At 59.2% G+C, this 19,035-nt stretch carries 16 protein-coding genes; 3 read left to right on the top strand and 13 right to left on the bottom strand.

All coding sequences use genetic code 11. The features are described from left to right. Window positions 1–14 precede the first annotated feature (14 nt). Window positions 15–998 carry a helix-turn-helix transcriptional regulator gene (locus J1W56_RS17965; protein WP_223614667.1) on the bottom strand — a complete coding sequence of 328 codons (984 nt, stop codon included), beginning with the start codon at window positions 996–998 and terminating at the stop codon, window positions 15–17. A gap of 313 nt (window positions 999–1,311) precedes the next feature. Here J1W56_RS17965 and J1W56_RS17970 point away from each other — a divergent pair, with 313 nt between their 5' ends. Both J1W56_RS17970 and J1W56_RS17975 read left to right on the top strand, forming a co-directional pair. Beyond that, entirely contained in the window at window positions 1,312–2,679 is a 1,368-nt protein-coding gene (locus tag J1W56_RS17970) for a dicarboxylate/amino acid:cation symporter (RefSeq protein ID WP_223614668.1), read from the top strand. 321 nt (window positions 2,680–3,000) lie between these two features. Further along, window positions 3,001–3,705: a L,D-transpeptidase gene (locus tag J1W56_RS17975; RefSeq protein WP_223614934.1), complete on the top strand. Its 705-nt coding sequence runs from the start codon at window positions 3,001–3,003 to the stop codon at window positions 3,703–3,705. A gap of 97 nt (window positions 3,706–3,802) precedes the next feature. On the opposite strand, the gene J1W56_RS17980 is transcribed toward J1W56_RS17975, so the two are convergent. The 7 genes from J1W56_RS17980 to J1W56_RS18010 all read right to left on the bottom strand — a co-directional run bounded on the left by J1W56_RS17980 (window position 3,803) and on the right by J1W56_RS18010 (window position 13,119). Next, window positions 3,803–4,702, bottom strand: coding sequence for a recombinase family protein (locus tag J1W56_RS17980; protein ID WP_223614669.1), 900 nt, complete (start codon window positions 4,700–4,702; stop codon window positions 3,803–3,805). Window positions 4,703–5,228: 526 nt separating this feature from the next. Next, window positions 5,229–7,085 (bottom strand): ABC transporter ATP-binding protein, encoded by a 1,857-nt coding sequence (locus tag J1W56_RS17985; RefSeq protein WP_223614670.1) that lies wholly within the window; start codon window positions 7,083–7,085, stop codon window positions 5,229–5,231. A 4-nt stretch (window positions 7,086–7,089) separates the two neighbouring features. Continuing rightward, window positions 7,090–8,871 (bottom strand): gamma-glutamyltransferase family protein, encoded by a 1,782-nt coding sequence (locus J1W56_RS17990; RefSeq protein ID WP_223614671.1) that lies wholly within the window; start codon window positions 8,869–8,871, stop codon window positions 7,090–7,092. A gap of 19 nt (window positions 8,872–8,890) precedes the next feature. Further along, window positions 8,891–9,760, bottom strand: coding sequence for an ABC transporter permease (locus tag J1W56_RS17995; protein ID WP_404928449.1), 870 nt, complete (start codon window positions 9,758–9,760; stop codon window positions 8,891–8,893). Between the two features lie 2 nt (window positions 9,761–9,762). Next, entirely contained in the window at window positions 9,763–10,710 is a 948-nt protein-coding gene (locus J1W56_RS18000; RefSeq protein ID WP_223614673.1) for an ABC transporter permease, read from the bottom strand. A 72-nt stretch (window positions 10,711–10,782) separates the two neighbouring features. Next, window positions 10,783–12,288 (bottom strand): ABC transporter substrate-binding protein, encoded by a 1,506-nt coding sequence (locus J1W56_RS18005; RefSeq protein WP_223614674.1) that lies wholly within the window; start codon window positions 12,286–12,288, stop codon window positions 10,783–10,785. A 108-nt stretch (window positions 12,289–12,396) separates the two neighbouring features. Beyond that, on the bottom strand, window positions 12,397–13,119 hold the full coding sequence (locus J1W56_RS18010) for a FadR/GntR family transcriptional regulator (RefSeq protein ID WP_223614675.1): 723 nt from the start codon (window positions 13,117–13,119) through the stop codon (window positions 12,397–12,399). Window positions 13,120–13,378: 259 nt separating this feature from the next. Between J1W56_RS18010 and J1W56_RS18015 the strand changes: the two genes are divergently transcribed. Then, the gene (locus tag J1W56_RS18015; RefSeq protein ID WP_223614676.1) at window positions 13,379–13,645 is read left to right on the top strand and encodes a HigA family addiction module antitoxin; all 267 of its coding nucleotides are present in this window, start codon (window positions 13,379–13,381) and stop codon (window positions 13,643–13,645) included. A gap of 16 nt (window positions 13,646–13,661) precedes the next feature. On the opposite strand, the gene J1W56_RS18020 is transcribed toward J1W56_RS18015, so the two are convergent. From J1W56_RS18020 to J1W56_RS18040, 5 genes are all read right to left on the bottom strand, one after another. Further along, window positions 13,662–14,351: a nitroreductase family protein gene (locus J1W56_RS18020; RefSeq protein ID WP_223614677.1), complete on the bottom strand. Its 690-nt coding sequence runs from the start codon at window positions 14,349–14,351 to the stop codon at window positions 13,662–13,664. An 87-nt stretch (window positions 14,352–14,438) separates the two neighbouring features. Further along, window positions 14,439–15,101, bottom strand: coding sequence for a GntR family transcriptional regulator (locus tag J1W56_RS18025; protein ID WP_223614678.1), 663 nt, complete (start codon window positions 15,099–15,101; stop codon window positions 14,439–14,441). Window positions 15,102–15,167: 66 nt separating this feature from the next. After that, a complete protein-coding gene (locus J1W56_RS18030; RefSeq protein ID WP_223614679.1) occupies window positions 15,168–15,797 on the bottom strand; it encodes a DedA family protein in 630 nt (209 codons plus the stop codon). 183 nt (window positions 15,798–15,980) lie between these two features. Next, window positions 15,981–17,429, bottom strand: coding sequence for a M20 family metallopeptidase (locus J1W56_RS18035; RefSeq protein WP_223614680.1), 1,449 nt, complete (start codon window positions 17,427–17,429; stop codon window positions 15,981–15,983). Window positions 17,430–17,489: 60 nt separating this feature from the next. Further along, window positions 17,490–19,034 (bottom strand): ABC transporter substrate-binding protein, encoded by a 1,545-nt coding sequence (locus J1W56_RS18040; RefSeq protein WP_223614681.1) that lies wholly within the window; start codon window positions 19,032–19,034, stop codon window positions 17,490–17,492. Between the last annotated feature and the right edge of the window lies 1 nt (window position 19,035).

Genomic DNA, 19,035 nt, shown 5'->3' on the forward strand with positions numbered 1-19,035 from the left:
GATTGTGGTGAAAATCAAACAGGCGTGGCTCTTTCCGCTGCGGCGCGGAGATGAGCGCGGAGGTCGATGGACGGCTTCTGTCCGTAAATTTCGCGATAGGTGGCGGCGAAGCGCGCCGGGTTTGAAAACTGCAGACTGCTTGCGACATCAGTGACGGTTCTCGCCTTGCCCATCTTGATCAGGTCATGTGCCTCTGCGATGCGGTAATGCGACAGAATTTGGATTGGCGTTGCGTCACGGAAATGCCGGAATATTCGCTGCAGTGTTCGCGTACTGCATCCTGCAGCACCTGCTATATGATCGACCGTGACCGGAGCGTAGAGATTGTTGCGGATGAATTCCTCGGCACGGCGAAGCTGTCTTGGGCATGGTTGCCGTGTGGAACGATCGCCATGGCAAAGATTGTGCGGCGCTGACGCGTAGAGCTGCGCGATCAGCAATTGCTCATAACTGATGACCAGCGGCGGCGTCTCCCCCTCCCCTTTCCTGAAAAGCAGAAGATTGATCGTGCGGTACAGGCTGGACACGGCGTGCCTGCGGAAATCGGCGACAGCCGCAAACCGGGGCTCATGAAAGCAAAATTGTCCTGACCACAGGCCAAACTGATTGCGCAACAGGGAGAGTGGAATCTGGAATGCGAGCCAGCGACACCCCTTGGTCAGTTTGAGCGAAGTGGCAGGTTCGTTGATGATGGCTCCGGTGCAGCCGCCCGGGATGAGCGACGCGAGGCGCGATCTGGTGTTGCCGCATTCGATCACACCGCTGAGCACAAAGACATAAAGGAGGTGGTCTGCCTTTCCGTCCGAAACGATTTCCATCGGATGGGAGGTCGAACCTTTCAGGACCTGTGTCTCATTGAGGCGGTAGATCTCGTCCAGGGGTAAACGAGGAAATATTGCGGGTCTCTCGGCAACCGGCGTTCCCGTGGCGGGCATTTGTGCCGGGTGATGGGACAGGCGGTCGCGAGCAGGACTGGCATTCCGCATTGTATCGAACATTGCTTCAATCCTTGAAAAAGAGATGGTGATTGAAATCGATGCGCCAGACAAAATACAATTTTAAATAGAATATATTTCGTACGTAATTTGAGGTTGTATTGTTAGCTAGGGATCGCTGCCGCGTAAATGCGACTTTAGTGCAAGGGAATTATTTGCCATGAATCGCGCTGTTTCTGGAAAGAAACAGTTGAAGAGCACTTGAATTCAGGAACCGATTGTTCTGTGGGGGCATTGATTGATGATAGGTTGGCGCCCTTTGCAGGAGTCGCCGAGGCGGCCCAATTCCTTGTGTTCCCTTAGTGAGATAGTTGAAATGAGCAAGCCATCTTCTGGTCCCATACCGACCGGTCCAAAGCCCTTTTACCGTTCATTTGGTTTTCAGGTTATTGCCGCGATGATCATCGGGCTCCTGCTCGGCCTCGTCGCCCGTAATCTTGGCCCCGATGCGACAGGCAATCCGAATTGGCTCAGCGTAACGCTGCAGACCGTCGGATCAATCTTCGTGCAACTCCTGCGGGCACTGGTTCCGGCGCTGATTTTCACCGCGATCGTGGCAAGCATCAGCAACCTGCGCGCGCTCAACAATGCAGCCGCTCTTGTCTGGCAAACGCTGCTGTGGTTCGCCATTACGGCGCTCGTGTCGGTGGTGATCGGCATTGCGCTTGGACTTGTTATCCAGCCTGGAATCAATTCCAGCGTCCTTGCCTCTGCCGCCTCCGCTCCGTCGTCAACCGGTTCGTGGCTCGATTTCCTGAAAGGGCTCGTTCCTTCCAACATGCTCGGCCTGCAGGCATCGACCAAAGTGACCGGCGGTTCGGCGAGCACGTACCTGTCTTTCAACGTGCTGCAGATCGTCATCATCTCCATTGTGGTTGGGGTCGCGGCGCTGCGCGTCGGATCGGTGGCGGAGCCGTTTCTTGATTTCAATCGCGCGCTGCTGGCTGTGGTGCGGAAGATTCTCTGGTGGGTGATCCGCTTGACGCCAATCGGAACGATCGGGCTTCTCGGCACGGCGGTGGCGCAGTATGGCTGGGAAACGCTGGCACAATTGGGCTGGTTTTCCGCTGCGGTCTACATCGGTCTTGGACTGGTGCTCTTTGTGGTCTATCCGATCGTGCTTCTGGCCAATGGTCTCAATCCGGCCCGGTTTTTCGCGGGAGCCTGGCCGGCGATCCAGCTTGGTTTTGTCTCCCGCTCATCGATTGGAACCCTGCCGGTCACCGAAGCCGTGACGGAAGGCAATCTCGGGGTGCCGCGGGAATATGCGGCCTTTGCCGTACCGCTGGGAGCGACGACGAAAATGGATGGCTGTGCTGCCATCTATCCGGCCATCGCCGCAATCTTCGTCGCGCAGTTCTACAACATACCGCTGGGTGTTCAGGAATATCTTCTGATCGCCTTTGTATCGGTCATCGGTTCCGCGGCGACCGCAGGGCTGACCGGCGCGATTGTCATGCTGACATTGACGCTCTCCACGCTGGGTTTGCCCTTGCAGGGTGTCGGGCTTTTGCTGGCGGTCGATCCGATTTTGGATATGGGCCGCACGGCGGTGAATGTTGCGGGACAGGCGCTGATTCCAACGATCGTCGCCAAGCGACAGGGAATTCTCGATCAGGACCGTTATGACAGCACGACGACGATTGACGTGATTGATCCGGCTGCCGTGCCCGCTGCAGCCTGAGGACATCTGCAGTTGGATAAAGCGCGGCAGCGATGCCGCGCTTTCTTTTTGGCGTTGACAGCTGTCAACTGCCTCCCGATTCGGACGCTAGGATTGGGCAGCACATGGCTGTGTAAGCGCCGACCATGCCAGTTGCGCGGTGAATCTGGAATCAGTTGACAGCTGTCAACCCGTTGAATCCTTGCGCGCGTGCCTTATGGTTAAAATACATCGTGGGCGATTCACTCTTTGTAAACCACACTTCCATAGAGTTTTACGCAATTGCCACAGTTGTAAGCGAGTACCGAGTTGTCCAAGCGTAATCAGGCAGTCAACCATAGTCTGCACACTCCCGCCATCTCCCGGCGCCATCTCTTGCTGGGCGCAGGCTCCCTCGCAGTTCTCGGCGTATCCGGATGCTCGCAGACATTCGAGCTTCCCGACATGAGCGTTGACACCATGTCGACCGGCAGTATTCGGCCGCAGATCAGCGTGGATAAATCCATCACGGTTCCCGACGTTATGTACGCCGCGGTGCAGGAGGGGCCATATTCGCTCCCGGCGATTCCCTATCAGAAGGTTCCGGCCGAGTTCCGGCGGCAGATCGTCGTCGATCCGACAGGCGAGCAGCCTGGGACAATCGTCGTGCGCTTGCAGGAGCGTTTCCTCTATCTGGTGCAGCCGGGCGGTGACGCCATCCGCTACGGCGTTGGCATCGGCAAGGCCGGGTTCCTGTGGAGCGGTCGCGCCAACATCCAGTACAAGAAGGAATGGCCGCGCTGGACGCCGCCGCGCGAGATGATCCAGCGCAAGCCTGAACTGGTGAAATTCGAAAACGGCATGGAACCCGGACCGCAGAATCCGTTGGGTGCGCGCGCGCTCTACATCTACAAGGATGGTGTCGATACAGGCTATCGCATCCATGGCTCGCCGGAATGGTGGTCGATCGGAAAGTCCATGTCATCCGGCTGCGTGCGTCTCATCAACCAGGATATTATCGATCTCTATAGTCGCGTGCCTGGCAAAGCCACTGTTGTCGTGGGGTAGGGAAGTCCTCTAGGAATCATTGCAGAGTTGGGTATCAGGCCGGGACCTATCGTCTCCGGCCTGATTGCTTTCATGGGCATGTCTGTGCGCGTGGGGTTCAGACGCGGATGAGCCCGAGCTTGCGTGCTCTGTCCATGAGGTTCTTGACCGATGATGCGGCCCAGCGGGCTGCGCCGCGCGGCGTCCGCTCGTGCATGGCTTCAAGCTGACCGGCGATGTCGCGCAAGGTCAAATCCGGGTTGGCATTGGCAATGCCGGTCACCAGCATCATGAGCCGATCCTCCGGCGTGCGGCGAGGGGAGGGGGCTATCAGGCGTGCATCCGCAAGCCCTTCATTGACCAGCAGTCGTACCGAGCGGCGCAAGCGGTCGGCATTCCAGATTTGTCCGGTCTGTTGGCGCAGGCTGCGAGCCACCTCGTCCCAGGGGTGTTCGGGACGCATGCGCCGCACGATGGGCAGCCAGGATGACATCCCAGCCGTCAGGTCCGCCAGATGGCCACGCCTGCGGGCCTGGGCGAGCTTTGCCAATGCCTCGGGCTGCTTCTCACGCAGGCCGGGATTGCCGGGAAGCCTGCCCCGCGCACGGGCGGCATTGATCCCCGCCTTGGTACGTTCGGAAATAAGGGCACGTTCCAGCTGGGCCACGGCGCCGAGAACCTGCAGGGAAAACATGCCTTGCGGCGTCGAGGTATCGATGGGGTCGTGCAGCGACCGGAAATGCGCACCCTTTTCCTCCAGCTGTTCGATGACAGTCAGGAGATGACTGACGGACCGGGCCAGCCGGTCGAGGCGTACCACGACCAGCACGTCACCGCGGTTGATCTCCCGCAGGAGGCGGGCCAGGACGGGACGGGCGCGCGATGCACCCGAGCCATGCTCTTCGAAGATGGTGCCGCAGCCCGCGGCCCTCAATTCCAAAAGCTGGGCATCATTGGCCTGTTCTTCCGTCGAGACGCGGGCGTAGCCAATCAAGATGGGTCTGGGTGCTGCGGTCATGGCCGCGATCCTAGCAACCGTCCTGCAACTTGCAATGCCAGACGTGGGGATTGGGCGGTACTCCCATCCCGCAAATTGGAGCGCCGGGAAGTCCTCATGATGGGCGCCGGGGCATGCCAACCATGGAAGGGGAGGGTGTGGAAAAGGCAAACAACTTATCCACGTACAGTCCGGATCTGCTATAATTCCTGCTGGGTAGACGGCCGGGAGCGCCGTGCTAGTCCATCATGCAGAAATTAAATCTGTTTTGCCTGCACTTTTGATAATATTATTCAACAAATACAATGATATTCGTTCAAATCGCATCTATAGTATCATGCGCATTCCGGAGTATGACAGCTCTCGCTTTGACCCATATTCTCATGGTTTGACGCGTCTTCAAACAGTTTTTCGACAAGGCTGGCTCGATACTGAAATCGAGTTCCTGCGGAGGGTTTTTTGAAGGGCAGATGAGCCAGTTTGGGTCGTTGTACTGATTTTGACGTCAGTACAGCATGGCGACGGGGCAACGAGACAAGACATCCGCTCACCGCTGAACAAAATGGCCTTTCGTCACTTCCACATAGTCACGCTGCGGTACTTTATAGCCAACCGGGCGCACCGGACTTTTCAACTCACTGATTACGGTGTTGCGTTTGATGGCCCGCCGCGCCGGATCAGGCACGGGGACGGCATTCATCAATGTCTTCGTATAGGCGTGTTGGGGATTATCGAAAACCGCCGCACGCGGTCCGATCTCGACAATCTCGCCGAGATACATGACGGCCACGCGATGGCTCACCCGTTCGACGACCGCCATGTCATGCGAAATAAACAGGAATGACAGGTTGAAATCCTGCTGCAGGTCTAGGAGCAGATTGACCACCTGCGCCTTGATCGACACGTCGAGCGCGGAAACGGACTCGTCCGCAACGATGACTTTGGGGTCGAGCGAAAGTGCCCGGGCAATGGCGATGCGCTGGCGCTGCCCGCCGGAAAACTCGTGCGGATAGCGGGAGAACATGTCCGCGGACAGGCCAACGCGCTCAAGCAGATCCACGGCTTTCTCGCGGGCCTGTTTCTGGGTTCCCAGCCGATGGACGATGAACGGCTCTGCGATGGTCGCACCGACGCTCATGCGCGGGTTGAGGCTGGCGAAGGGATCCTGAAAGATCATCTGGATGCTCTTGCGCATGGTGCGCAGGGCGATCTGGTCAAGGCTGAGGACATTGGTGCCGTCGAGGATCACCTCGCCGCTGTTGGGCTGCACGAGACGGGTGATAGACCGGCCGGTGGTCGACTTCCCGCAACCGGATTCACCGACAAGGGACAGTGTCTCGCCCTGGAACAGGTCAAATGACACGTTCTCGACCGCGTGAACCGCGCCGGTCTTGCGCGAGAACAAGCCTGAACGAATATCAAAACGGGTGGTCAGGTTCCTGACTTCAAGGATCGGCGTTTTGCGCCTGTCGACCGTATCGGCCACCGGGGCTGGAACGGTGGTCTCGCCGGTTTGAATGTCGACAATGGGGAAGCGCAGTGGCCAGTGCTGTCCTTTCATTGAACCGAGGCGAGGCACGGCTGAAAGCAGCGCCCGCGTATAGGGATGCTTGCCGCGATGGAAGATATCGGCGGTGAGGCCGCTCTCGACCGCTTCGCCGCGATACATCACAATGGTGCGATCGGAGATTTCGGCGACCACACCCATGTCATGGGTGATGAAGAGGACCGCCATGCCTTCCTCTTCCTGCAGGACCTTGATCAGATCGAGGATCTGTCCTTGAATCGTCACGTCAAGGGCCGTTGTCGGTTCGTCGGCAATGAGGAGCTTGGGGCGGCTGGCCAGAGCCATGGCGATCATGACACGTTGGCGCATCCCGCCGGAGAACTGGTGCGGATATTCGTCGAAGCGCGCCGCAGCATTGGGAATGCGGACCTTTTCCAGCAGGCGTATGGTTTCGGCCCGCGCCTCGGCCGGTGTCATCGCGCGGTGACAGGTCAAGGCTTCCGAGATCTGCCGCCCGATGGTGAAAATCGGATTGAGGCTGGTCATCGGCTCCTGAAAGATCATCGCAACATCGTTGCCGCGGATATCGCGCATCTGCCGGTCGGAGCGTGAAAGAAGGTTCTTGCCGTTGAGAATGACATTGCCTTCGATGCGGCTGGTTGCCTTTGCCAGCAGACGCATGACGGAGAGCGATGTAACGCTTTTCCCGGAACCGGATTCACCGACAATGGCGACGGTCTCGCCGGGCATGACCTCGAAGGACACATCGCGCACCACGCTTTTCCAGCTGCCGTCGACGAGGAAGGATGTGGTGAGCCCTTCGACAGACAGCACCGGTTTGGCTGTCTCTCCGGAAGAGTGGTTGGTTGAAGGAGCCGTCACAGGGTTCACCGTCATCCTGTCAGCGTCCTGCCGCATAGGCCTGCATCAGGCGCGGAGTAGCAGCGGCACGCAACAGCCCGTCCGCTTCGCGTTTCGCCGCGGTCAGGCGGCCCACGGTCCACGGGTCTGCGGGGGTGATCAGGTGGCCCTTCTGCTTGAGTGCGTTCAACGCATCCGTCCCGATACTGGTCTCGATCGTGATGTTTCCAAGCTCGCTCGTGCGCGGATAGAAGGAGCTTGGGAAATGCGCCGTGTGGAACAGCGGCTGGTCGATTGCTTCCTGCAGGTTGAGGCCGTGATGGATATGGCGCAGGAAGAATGGCAGCTGCCATTGGTCCTGCTGGTCGCCGCCGGGAGTGCCGAAGGCCATGGCCGGTCGTCCTTCGAAAAGGGCGATGGTGGGAGTAAGCGTCGTTCGGGGCCGCTTGCCGGGAGCAAGCGATGTCGGCAGGCCCTCCCGCAGCCAGAACATCTGCGCGCGCGAGTTGAGACAAAAGCCGAGACCGGGAATGATGGGCGAGGATTGCAGCCAGCCGCCGGACGGGGTGACGGAGACCAGATTGCCCTCGCGGTCGATCACGTCGATATGGACCGTATCCCCACGCTTTTCCGACAGGTGCGCCATGGTCGGCTCATAGACAACGCCGCCGCCCATGCCTTTCAACATGTGCATGGTCAGGTCATACTGCGTGTCAAAGCCGGGTATCCTGCCGGGTTGAAGCGTGTGGGAGGCTTCTCCCGCGATCAGCTTGCGGCGCTCATCCGTGTAGGCATCAGACAGGAGATGGTCTATCGGCACGTCGGCATGCTTTGGATCGCCGTAATAGACTTCCCGGTCCGCATAGGCGAGTTTCATCGCCTCGACCACCGTGTGCACGAACTCCGCGCCATTTGGGTCCATGGCCGCAATGTCAAAGCCTTTCAGCAGCGCAAGCGATTGCAGCAGGGCGGGTCCCTGGCCCCACGGGCCTGTCTTGGCAACGGTCCAGCCGTGATAATCGTAGGTTTGCGGTGCTTCGATCGTTGCGCGCCAGTTCGCCATATCGTCGGCGGTCAGGACTCCCCTGTGGCGACTGCCGCTGGCATCCATGACTTCGGCGCTGTGCAGATAGTCTGCAATATGCTCGGCAACGAAGCCGCGATAAAACGCATCGCGCGCTGCCTCGATCTGGCTTTCGCGTTCCTTCCTGCTTTCGGCTTCGGCAATGATGCGTTTCCAGGTTGCCGCAAGAACGGGGTTCCTGAAATTGGCATGCGGCGCCGGTGCCGTGCCGCCCGGCAGCCATGTGGCGAAGGATGTCGGCCATTCCTTGCGGAAGAATTCGCCCAAACCGCTGATGGTCGCGGCGACACGCGGCAGAACCGGATGACCGTTCTCGGCGTAGTAGATCGCCGGTTCCAGCACGTCCCGTACCGACATCGTGCCATAGTCGCGCAGCATCAGCATCCAGCCATCGAATGCGCCGGGTATGACGGTGGCCAGCAGGCCGTCGCCGGGGATAAGGTCCAGACCCTCACGCTTGTAATGGTCGATTGTCGCGCCTGCCGGCGCCGGTCCCTGTGCGCAGATGACTTCGATCTTGTTCTTCTTCTTTGAGTAGAAGACTGCCGGCATGTCCCCGCCTGCGCCGTTCAGATGCGGCTCCACCACCTGCAGAACCATGCCTGTCGCCACGGCCGCATCAAACGCATTGCCGCCCTTTTCCAGAATGCTCATGCCAACGGCGGTGGCGATCCAGTGGGTCGATGTCACAACGCCAAAGGTTCCAAGAATCTCGGGCCGGGTGGTGAAACGGGTCATTGCATTGTCCTTTCAGATATTATGCTTCGCGCGGATCGAGGGCGTCGCGCAGGCCGTCGCCAAGAAGATTGAAACCGATAACAACGAGAAAGATGGCGGCACCCGGCCACATGGCCATCCAGGGTGCCTGGGAGAGGAAGTTCTTGGCGACATTGAGCATCGAACCCCAGCTGGGCGCGGGGGGCTGCTGCCCAAGCCCGAGGAAGGACAGGCTGGCCTCGGCAATGATGGCGGTCGCGATGGTCAGGCTCGCCTGTACAAGCAGCGGCGAGAACACGTTTGGCAGGATGTAGCGGGTGATGATCCGGTAGTGCCCGAGCCCGACGGAGCGCGCTCCTTCCACATAGTCTTCGGTTTTCACGGTCAGCACCTGTCCGCGGGTCAGCCGGACGAAAAGCGGCATGGCGGAAAACCCGATGGCGATCATCGCATTGCCAAGGCTTGGTCCGAGAAAGGCGGCCAGCGCAATGGCCGTGATGAGGAACGGCATGGCAAGGAATGCCTCGGTGATGCGCGAAATGATGATGTCGATCCAGCCGCCGAAGTAACCGGATATCAGTCCGAGCGGCACGCCGACGGCAACGGCGATGCCCACCGAGAATACACCGGCCATCAGCGAGGCGCGGGCGCCCCAGATCATGCGCGAAAGAATGTCCCGGCCGATGTCGTCGGTTCCCAGCCAGTGTGCGGCGGAGGGAGCCTTGCGGATGGCCGACCAGCTGGTGGCGACGGGATCCGCTATGGGCAGGAGCGGCGCCGTGACGGCGAGGACCAGGAAGACGCTGATAATCAGAAGCCCGGCGAGGGCGCTCCTGTTCGCCTTCAGTTTCTTCCATGCACGGTTGCCTGAACGGCTTTGCTGGGGCGCTGCCGGCATTGCCTGCCGCATCGTCATAGCGTGGCCCTCATTCTCGGGTTGAGCAGGATGGAAAGCACGTCGGCGACGAGATTCATCAGGATGAAGCCTGCTCCGGTACAAAGGACAACGCCCTGGACAACCGCGTAATCCCGGTTGAAAACCGCATCGACGATCAGTTTGCCGAAACCGGGAATGGTAAAGATCTGTTCCGTCAGCACGGCGCCCGCCAGCAGCTCACCAAAGAGAAGCGCGGTCATGGTGATGATGGGAAGAAGCGCATTGCGGAACGTGTGTCGGAGAATGACGGATCGTTCGGAAACGCCCTTGGCCCGGGCCGTGCGGATGTAATCGGCACTCAGGACCGTCAGCATGGACGACCGGGTGTGGCGCATGAGAGTTGCTGCCAGTGCCAGCCCGAGAACGAAGGCCGGCATGATCATTGTCTGCAGCGACCGCAGCGGGTCCTTGAAGAACGGCTCGTAGCCCGATGCGGGAAGCCAGCCCAGTTTCACCGACACGAGCAGGATGAGCATGATGCCCATCCAGAAATTGGGTACGGACAGGCCGGAGAGCGCGACGACGTTGGCGATGTAGTCGACGGCAGTATTCTTCCTGACCGCCGCTATTATTCCGATGGGCACGCCGATGGCCAAGGCGAACGTCATGGCCATGACGGCCAGTTGGATGGTCACCGGCAGCTTTTCGGCAATCAGGGAAAGGACAGGCTGGTTTGTCCGCAGGGATATGCCGAAATCACCCCTGAGGGCGGAGCCGACCCAATAGAAATACTGGACGATGACAGGGTCGTTCAGGCGGTACTTGTCGCGCAGGAGTTCCAGCACCTGCGGATCGCGTTCTTCGCCGGCCATGGCCAGGATCGGGTCGCCCGGCAGCAGCTTTTGCAGCGAAAATGCAAAGATCGATATGATGATCAGTGTCGGTATGGCCAGCAGAAGCCGCTTTCCGATGTAGGTATACATGGGCTGAAAATCCTGACGCATCGCCTGGCGGCGAAGCTGCAGAACATTGCAGCTTCGCTTCAAGCCGTTTCGTTAGCTCTTCTTGACGCCCTGCAGGCGGATCATGCCATCAGGGGAGGGGACAAAGCCTGTGACGTTCTTCTTGAGGGCCCAGATCCATGCCTGATGACCAAGATAGATGATGGGCAGATCGTCATTGAGAATCCGCGCCGCCGCATCGTATTTCTGCTTGCGCGCGGCGTTATCCGTGGAACTGCGGGCCGCGTTGAGAAGGGTGTCCACTTCAGGATTGCAGTACTTGGCATCATTGATGGCACCCTTGCAGGTGACAAACTCACGCAGATTGCCATCGGGATCAACACGTCCGGACCAGTCGGCATGGCCAAACTGGAATTTTCCGGCTGGTAGTTCTGACTGGAGCGTTGCGAACTCCGTTGCCTTCAGTTTGACGTTAAACCCGGCCTCCGCAACCATCGATTGGATGACCTGCATTCTCTGCATGGTCACCGGATTGTTCGGGGTTGCAAATTCTATGTCGAGCGTTGCAAACCCAGCCTCTTTCATCAGGACCTTAGCCTTTTCAACATCCCGGGCCGGTACAGGAATGTCCTTGTCATACCAGGGACTGTTGGGCGGGAAGGGCTGGTTGCCGGCAACCGACGTGCCTTCATAAACAACCTGATTGACAGCTTCGCGGTCAATGGCAAGCGAGAAGGCCTGCCGCAACCGCTTGTCCTTGCCGAACGGATTGTCGGCGAGCGGCCCATTGCCCACATTGGCGATCATGGCCAGATATCCGACACCGATCGCATCGGCATAGGTGAGCTTCGAATCCGCTTTCACCGCCGCAGCGTCCGTGGCGGCGAGCCGTTCCAGCATGTCGAGATCGCCGGACTGCAGGTTGGCGAGACGCACGGTCGAGTCCGGGATCGGCAGGAACGTCACCTTGTCGATGAAGACGTTGGCCGCATTCCAGTAGTGCAGGAATTTTTCGAGCACGATGCGATCCTGCTGCACACGCTCGACGAACTTGAAGGGACCGGAACAGACCGGCTTGCTGCCGAGGTTTGCCCCCAGTTCCGCTGCGGCCTTTGGCGAAACCATCATGCCGCTGCGATCCGACAGCTGGGCAAGCAGGGATGCGTCAGGGCTTTTGAGGGTGAATTTGACCTGATAGTCGCCCGTTGCCTCAACACTCTTCACGGAAGACAATTCGCTCTTGCGGCGGGATTCCGGCAATGTCTGCGAGCGCTGGATATTGGCGACGACGGCCGCGGCATTGAACGGCGTCTCGTCGTGGAAAACCACGTCCTTGCGCAGGTTCATGGTCAATTCGGAACCGTCATCGGACCATTTCCAGTCCGTCGCCAGCTGTGGCACGATCTCAAGTGTCGGGCTGACATCGACCAGCTTGTCGCACAGGGCCGTATAGACGATGCGGCCGACGAAGGTGCGCGACTGTGCCGGGTCGAGGACATCGGCATCGTCCTGAAGGCCGATACGCAATTCGCTGGCGCCCGCAGGCACGGCAATGAGAATACCGGCTAGCAGGCCTGCAAGAAGTCTGGTCTTTTGCATTGAAGTTCTCCTCTTTTCATCAGAGCGGTCAAATCCGCTTGTTTGTTCCGTGTTGATGGCCGGTTATCTTCCGGTCCTTATCGCGATGGTGGTCTGTGCTTGCGGCACTTATCCGGGCTGTTTGGTTTCGAATCCGTCCAGCGATGTCAGGCGGATCAGCCATTCCTGCAGCATCAGCAAGTGCTGGCGCATGGCTTCGCCCGCCCTCAGCGGGTCGCGGGATTCGATGGCATCGATGATGGCTGAGTGGTGGTCATAGGATGTCACCGCGGCGTTGTTGCCGCTGCGCGCGCGCTCACGGATGATCTGCCAGGCTTCATCCTGGCGCACCCGGTTGACCACATCGAAGATGGTCAGGAAAAACTGGTTGCCGGCACTCTGGGCAATTTGCCGATGCAGTGATCCATCCCACAGCTCATGCGAGTCGGCATCCTGGCTTTCGCGCGATTTCAGCGCCAGTTCACGCATGCGGTCGATGTCGGTTTTCTTGGCCCGCATGGCCGCGAGTTGCGCCAGCTGCGGTTCTATCCTCAAACGGACCTCCATGATTTCCATGAAGTTCGTGCCGGCGATGATGGTATCGACATGCTCGCCCCAGCTATCGGGTTCGCGTCCGGCAAATGTGCCCTGACCCTGCCTGCGCCATATCCGGCCTTCAGCTTCCAGCACCTCCAGTGCCCGCCGGACCGAGCGGCGGCTGACGCCGAGTGATTCCGACAGTGCGCGTTCGGTTGGCAATTTGCCGTCTTTTCCGAATTCGTCGGATGCGAGAAGCCGGCGCAGCCGGTCAAGCGCGTAGTTCGAGTTTTCCTGGGACTGGTTGCTTGCCATGCGGTATTGGTCCGGACCAATTGTAATATTGGTTCAGTCGACGGTATTTTTCCGATGGCGTCAAGATGTTATTTTGAGCATTTATGTTTCTGCTCAAATTGTGGGCATGCGTGTACCGGTTAACCCCTTGGAATCAGACGTGTTGCGGCTGAAACTTTTGTTCACAACTTGCCACTTTGAAGCCATGTTTTTTACATCGGTCTGACATGAGGCGCTGGTAGGAATCCTTCACCGAAGCGAAACGGAATCGGTGACGAAAATGCGCGCCACAACTGATCAATGGAATCCGCACTGGGCCGTCCATCCCGGCGAGCATCTGGCGGCCTGTATCGGATCGCATGGGCTTTCACGCGAGAGATTCGCCCGGGCCGCCGACATTCCCGTGGAAACCATCGACGCGATCATCGCCGGCCAACACCCCATCACGCTCGACATCGCCGTGCGCATCGAGCGTTCGCTCGGCATCATGCCCGATCTCTGGTTCATTCTGCAGTCAAAATGGCATCGCCAGCAGAAGGCGTCCTAGCCCGATCTGAATGGGATCATAGAAAAGTTGCGATATCCTCCAGCCGCCGTTTTTCGGTCGCATGCGCCGGAATGGTAGCGCCCGGACGGGGATAGCCGACAACCAGCATGATATAGGGCTTGTCCTGTGCGGGACGCCCGCAAATCTCGTTCAGGAATCCCATGGGGTTGGGTGTGTGGGTCAGCATGGCCAACCCGGCCTTGTGCAGTGCTGCGATGAGAAAGCCGGTTGCGATGTTGACCGATTCCGGCACGTAATAATTTTTGCGCAATACCCCGTCGGCGGAACGACTCTTTCGCTCGCCGAATATGCAGATGAGCCAGGGAGCGTCTTCGAGAAAGGGTTTGCTGCTGTCGGTTCCCAGCGGTGCCAGGGCTTCGAGCCATTCTTCACCGGCACGGCCGGCATAGAAGGCCTGCTCCTCTTCTTCCGCAGCAACGCGGATCTGCCGCTTGATGTCGGGATTGCCGATGACGGCAAAATGCCATGGCTGATGATTGGCACCATTGGGTGCCGTTCCCGCCGCAAGCAGGCAGCTTTCGATGATATCCCGAGGCACTGGCCTTGTATCGAAATCCCGCACGGTATGACGACGGCGAATTTCCTCGTAGAAATCAAGCGCATTGCGGCGCATGAGGTCGACGGGCAATTCCTGATAGTCCGGCAGGGGGATGGGTTGGTAGGCCGCGGGCTTGGTTTGGCTCATGGTAAAAATCCTCACATATTGTCCGCTTATATTGTCAGACAATTCTCGCGAAGCAATCCCTCTTCGTGTACAAGGCTGGCCTTATTCCTAATCGGCGGTGAAATGGTCGTCGGTCAGCGACTGTATGAGTGCGCGCGACGCTTCGATATGGTCGAGCATGATGGCCTCGGCGCGCTGCACCTGTCCGTCAAGAATGGCGCTCACCAATGCCTGATGCTGGGCATTGGAGTTCAACACCTCCTGGCGGTGAACCAGCATGCGGAACTGCAGCCAGTAGATGGAGTTGTTGAGGCGACGCAGGGTTTCCGCCAGAAGCGCATTGCCGGCGCGTGTCACGAACAAGCCGTGGAATTCTTGGTTCAGATCCGAGAATCGCTGCATGTCGCCTGCGGAAACCGCATCGTCCAGCTGCATCTGCAAGGTCTGGACTTTTGCCGGCTCTGCCAGGATGACCGGAGCGGCCAGACGAACCGCCAGGACCTCGAGCGCCCCGCGAACCTGAAACAGTTGATCCACGCCCTTGCGCGACAATTGTCTGACCGTCACCCCGCGATTGGGCTCAAAGGCCAGGAGTCCGTCGGAAGCCAGGCGTTGAAAGGCTTCCCGGACCGTCGACCTTGATACGCCGAGGCGTTGGGTGAATTCGCCTTCCGTCAGGCGCTGACCTGGCGCCAGATTGCCTGAGCGGACGCGCGCGGTAATGGCGGTGACCACGTTTTCAACGGTGGAAGCGTGTGCAGGGTCACGCATGGTACGATGTTGCCCTCATGTCGTTGTCTGTACCGAGCCTGTGCCGGAGCGCATCGGGACCAGATCCTAATTTTGGCTGGTGCGGCGCTTTCGGCGAAGGCTGAAAAACAGGATGATCGAGCCCTCGGCAATGAACAAGACGACGGATGCCCAGAAGCCGACATGAATGGGGTCGTAGGGGGTTCCGCGCAGCGCATAGCCAAGGCAAAGAAACGGCGTGTTCCACAGGAAGGTGCCAACTGCTGTTGCCAGGGTGAAAGCGCGCGGATCCAGCCGCAGAACGCCAGCCGGCAGCGCGAGGTAAATACGGACGGTGGGAATGACCTGTCCGGTCAGGGTTACCCAGAAATGATTGCTGCGATACGAATTCGTCAACCGCTCATAGAACGCCGGTTTGAGGAAAACATATCGGCCATAACGTGCCACGATGGCCTTTGCTCGCTCCGGTCCGAGCAGCCATCCCAGCGAGAACCAGCCCAATGCCCCGGCAGCGGAGCCGATTGTCGTGACCAGAATCGCCAGACCCAGGCCGCTGCCATCTGGCACTGTCATTCCCAGAAGCATGAAGAGGACATAGGAGGGGATGACCGGGATGAACTTCTCAAGCAATGCCAGAGACCCAAAACCAACGAGACCAAAGCTCAGGAGTGTCGCGATGGTTGCGGGCGCTTCGGCGGCTATATCGGCTGCAGGCATTCAAGTTCACGATCTTTTATGCCGAGGTCGGCGGTGTAGTGTCTTTCCTCCAACACGGGCCTGTGATGGTCCTGTTGCGCCAGAACCTCTACGGCAATTGTAGCATAACTTCCAGAGCAATGTATTGGCGATGACACGAGGCCACGGAGTGTCCCCGCCAACCAGCCATGGATGGCCGGGGTTCTAGGGACGGTCGATCTTCGGCCCGATATGCGCCGGAATCGGGCATTGATAAGGGCGTCCTTCGGTTTTTTCCAACCACTCCGCCTTAGCCTGGGCCAGAAGACCGGGATTGAGAATGAGATCAAGGCCGGTCGAAGCCAGGGACTTTGCCGCATGGGCAAAAGCCTTGTGCGCTGCCGCACTTTTGCCCTGGGCCACCACCTGCCAGGTGTGCGGGGCGGTGCCGATGGCCCATGCGGGTGCCCAGCACTGTGCGGTCGGCGTGACCCAGCTGACGTCGCCGACGTCGGTCGAACCGGCGCGGAAATGCGATTCGCCTTCAAAGTCGCGCAGCCCGAGATGCAGCGGGCTGGAACCGTCAACCTTGCCGTTGAGGAACACATCCTTTTTGATCTGATAGAGCCGGACGCTGCTCTTGATGGCCTCCGGTGTCAGCGTGTTCTGTATTTCCTGGGCAAAGGTGACATCCTTGTCGTCAAACGGGACCGGACCAAGATCGACCATATTGGCGTGGATTGCACTTTCGAGGGTGATGTTCGGCAGAAGGTTTGTTGCCGCCCGGTCAAACACGATTTCGACCTCTGTATCCGTCATCATCGCCGCGCCTTTGGCGATCCGGTCAACGCGCGCCGCCAGATCAAGCGCCACAGGCAGTTCCGGCGCGCGCACGAGATAGAGCGCTTCCGTGCGGGATTGAACCACGTTGGCGGCTTTCCCGCCGGCGTCCGTGATGGCGTAGTGAACACGGCAGTCCTGCGGCATGTGCTCACGCAGGAAATTGACGCCGACATTCATCAGTTCCAGCGCATCGAGCGCGCTGCGGCCGAGATGGGCGCCATTGGACGCGTGCGCGGCCACACCCTTGAAGCGATAGTAGATCTCCAGCACCGCCAGATTGTTGGTGGAGCGCACACCGTTGAACGGCGCGGGATGCCACGTCAGCGCAGTGTCCACATCATCGAAGGCACCGGCGCGGGCCATGAATGTTTTTCCCGAGCCGCCCTCTTCGCCGGGGCAGCCGTAATAGCGGATGGTGCCTGGCAATTTGTTCTCCGCCAGGTGCTTCGCCAGGGCAACAGCGGCCAGCATCGAACCTGTGCCGAGCAGGTTGTGCCCGCATCCATGCCCCGTGCCCCCGGATTTCTCCGGTTGTTCGGCGGCAATACCTGCCTTCTGGCTCAATCCGGCAAGGGCGTCGAATTCACCGAGAAAGGCGATGACCGGCTTGCCATGACCGGCCTCGCCGATAAAGGCGGTTTCGATATCGGCGATCTCACGCTCGATGCGAAAGCCGTGCTTTTCCAGCATGGCAATCTGCGTCTGCGCAGACTGGTGTTCCGAAAAGCTCAACTCCGCATAGTCCCAGATCGCGTCGCTCATTGCAGCAAATTCAGGCTGCAACCGGTCGACAGTTGCAGCAATGGCTGCAACAGTTTGCTTGGTGGTCATCATGTCTTCCCTTTGGTTGTTCAATGTCCGGGCACAAACGCCCGCAAACAAACCTTCGAATCAATCGTCGAGCGATACTTCCCAAACCCGTGCATTCGACTGCCATACGGGTGTGCCATGCACCTTCTTCGACGCACCCCAGAGATCCATCAGGTCATAGAGAAAAATACCCGGCACATCCTGCAGCATGAGCTCGTGAAACTGGTCGAAGATGGCCTGACGCTTGCTTTGGTCGGCTTCCCGGTAGGCTGCATCCATCAGCTCGATCGCCTTGGGATTATCCCACATGAGGGAGGCGTTCTTGTCCTTGTTGCCGACATAGAAACTGTACATCAGCGCCGGATCGAGGCGCGGCGTCACCGACTGCGAGATCACCTGGTAGTTGCCGCTGCGGCGGCGGTCGACCTGGGTGGCGTAATCCAGAACTTCGATCTGCACGTTGAGGCCAACCTGCTGCATCATGGCCTGGGCAACCACGGCGACGGGATAGCTCGGAACATTGCCGCGCTTGTTGGCAATGATCTTGATGACTTCGCCCTTGTAACCGGACTCGGCGAGCTCTTTCTTGGCCTTTTCAAGATCGGTGGCAATCCGCTTCTTCTGCACGTCGGAATAGTAGATCGAGTCCAGCGACACCATGGAGGCATTGGCAGCGCCGGTGCCGTTGGAAACAGCCCCGACCAGATCGTCGAGATCGAGGGCTGCGGCCATGGCGCGGCGAACGCCTGCTTTGCTCAGCACCGGATCGCGGGTCTGGATGTAGAGAAGATTCTTGCCGTTGTTGCGCTTCATGATCAGCTGGATCGCGCCGTTGTCCTTCAGTTCCGGGACGAGATCGGCGGGCACTTCCGCCGCATCCAGCGCGCCTGACAGCAGGCCAGCCTTGACCGTGGAAGCATCGGGAACCGCCGTGAATTTTACGCCGTCCACCAGGGGGCGCTTGGAACCGACCATGCCATCCGGCTTGCCGTCGTTCGGCGGCGATACATACTGGTCGAATTTTGCCAGACGGACATACTCGCCGCGCTTCCATTCACCCCACTTGAACGGCCCTGTGCCGATGGGAGCGACGAAACTGCCGTCGGCGGCCACCGACTTCGGGCTGATAATGCCGGTGTAGCCGCATTCCGGCCGTGCCATCAGGCCGAGGAACACTGCCGAAGGCGATGCGATCTTCACGGCGACCGTATGGGCGTCGACAGCCTCGATGCCGGTGACCTTGACGGTTCGGCTGCCGTCGAAATCGGCGCGGCAGGTCCACTTGGTGTCCTCTGCCATATAGCGGTTCCAGTTCCACACGACATCGGCAGCGGTCAGCGGGTCGCCATTGTGGAATTTTACATTGTCGCGCAACGGGAATGTATAGGTCAGACCGTCCGCCGACACATTGACGGATTGGGCGAGAAGCGGCTTCACATCGCCGTTCTCCGTATAGCCCACCAGCCCTTCGACCAGATGAAATATGACGGAGTCGGTGTTGCCGTCGCGGTTGACGCCGGGGACGTTGCTGCGAATATCCGAGCTTTGCGCGACATTGATGTCACGGGCTTGAGCAAGGCCGCCGGCCGTCATCAGGATTGTTCCTGCGAGAAGTATCTTTTTCATG

Source organism: Phyllobacterium calauticae (assembly GCF_019991125.1).
Lineage (GTDB): Bacteria > Pseudomonadota > Alphaproteobacteria > Rhizobiales > Rhizobiaceae > Phyllobacterium > Phyllobacterium calauticae.

Excerpts from the sequence above, each read along its gene's own strand:
- J1W56_RS18010 (WP_223614675.1), bottom strand. The coding sequence starts at position 13,119 with ATGGCAAGCAACCAGTCCCAGGAAAACTCGAACTACGCGCTTGACCGG.
- J1W56_RS18020 (WP_223614677.1), bottom strand. The coding sequence starts at position 14,351 with ATGAGCCAAACCAAGCCCGCGGCCTACCAACCCATCCCCCTGCCGGAC.
- J1W56_RS17970 (WP_223614668.1), top strand. The coding sequence starts at position 1,312 with ATGAGCAAGCCATCTTCTGGTCCCATACCGACCGGTCCAAAGCCCTTT.
- J1W56_RS18025 (WP_223614678.1), bottom strand. The coding sequence starts at position 15,101 with ATGCGTGACCCTGCACACGCTTCCACCGTTGAAAACGTGGTCACCGCC.
- J1W56_RS17990 (WP_223614671.1), bottom strand. The coding sequence starts at position 8,871 with ATGACCCGTTTCACCACCCGGCCCGAGATTCTTGGAACCTTTGGCGTT.
- J1W56_RS18015 (WP_223614676.1), top strand. The coding sequence starts at position 13,379 with ATGCGCGCCACAACTGATCAATGGAATCCGCACTGGGCCGTCCATCCC.
- J1W56_RS17980 (WP_223614669.1), bottom strand. The coding sequence starts at position 4,702 with ATGACCGCAGCACCCAGACCCATCTTGATTGGCTACGCCCGCGTCTCG.
- J1W56_RS18035 (WP_223614680.1), bottom strand. The coding sequence starts at position 17,429 with ATGACCACCAAGCAAACTGTTGCAGCCATTGCTGCAACTGTCGACCGG.
- J1W56_RS18005 (WP_223614674.1), bottom strand. The coding sequence starts at position 12,288 with ATGCAAAAGACCAGACTTCTTGCAGGCCTGCTAGCCGGTATTCTCATT.
- J1W56_RS18000 (WP_223614673.1), bottom strand. The coding sequence starts at position 10,710 with ATGTATACCTACATCGGAAAGCGGCTTCTGCTGGCCATACCGACACTG.
- J1W56_RS18040 (WP_223614681.1), bottom strand. The coding sequence starts at position 19,034 with ATGAAAAAGATACTTCTCGCAGGAACAATCCTGATGACGGCCGGCGGC.
- J1W56_RS18030 (WP_223614679.1), bottom strand. The coding sequence starts at position 15,797 with ATGCCTGCAGCCGATATAGCCGCCGAAGCGCCCGCAACCATCGCGACA.
- J1W56_RS17985 (WP_223614670.1), bottom strand. The coding sequence starts at position 7,085 with ATGACGGTGAACCCTGTGACGGCTCCTTCAACCAACCACTCTTCCGGA.
- J1W56_RS17965 (WP_223614667.1), bottom strand. The coding sequence starts at position 998 with ATGTTCGATACAATGCGGAATGCCAGTCCTGCTCGCGACCGCCTGTCC.
- J1W56_RS17995 (WP_404928449.1), bottom strand. The coding sequence starts at position 9,760 with ATGCGGCAGGCAATGCCGGCAGCGCCCCAGCAAAGCCGTTCAGGCAAC.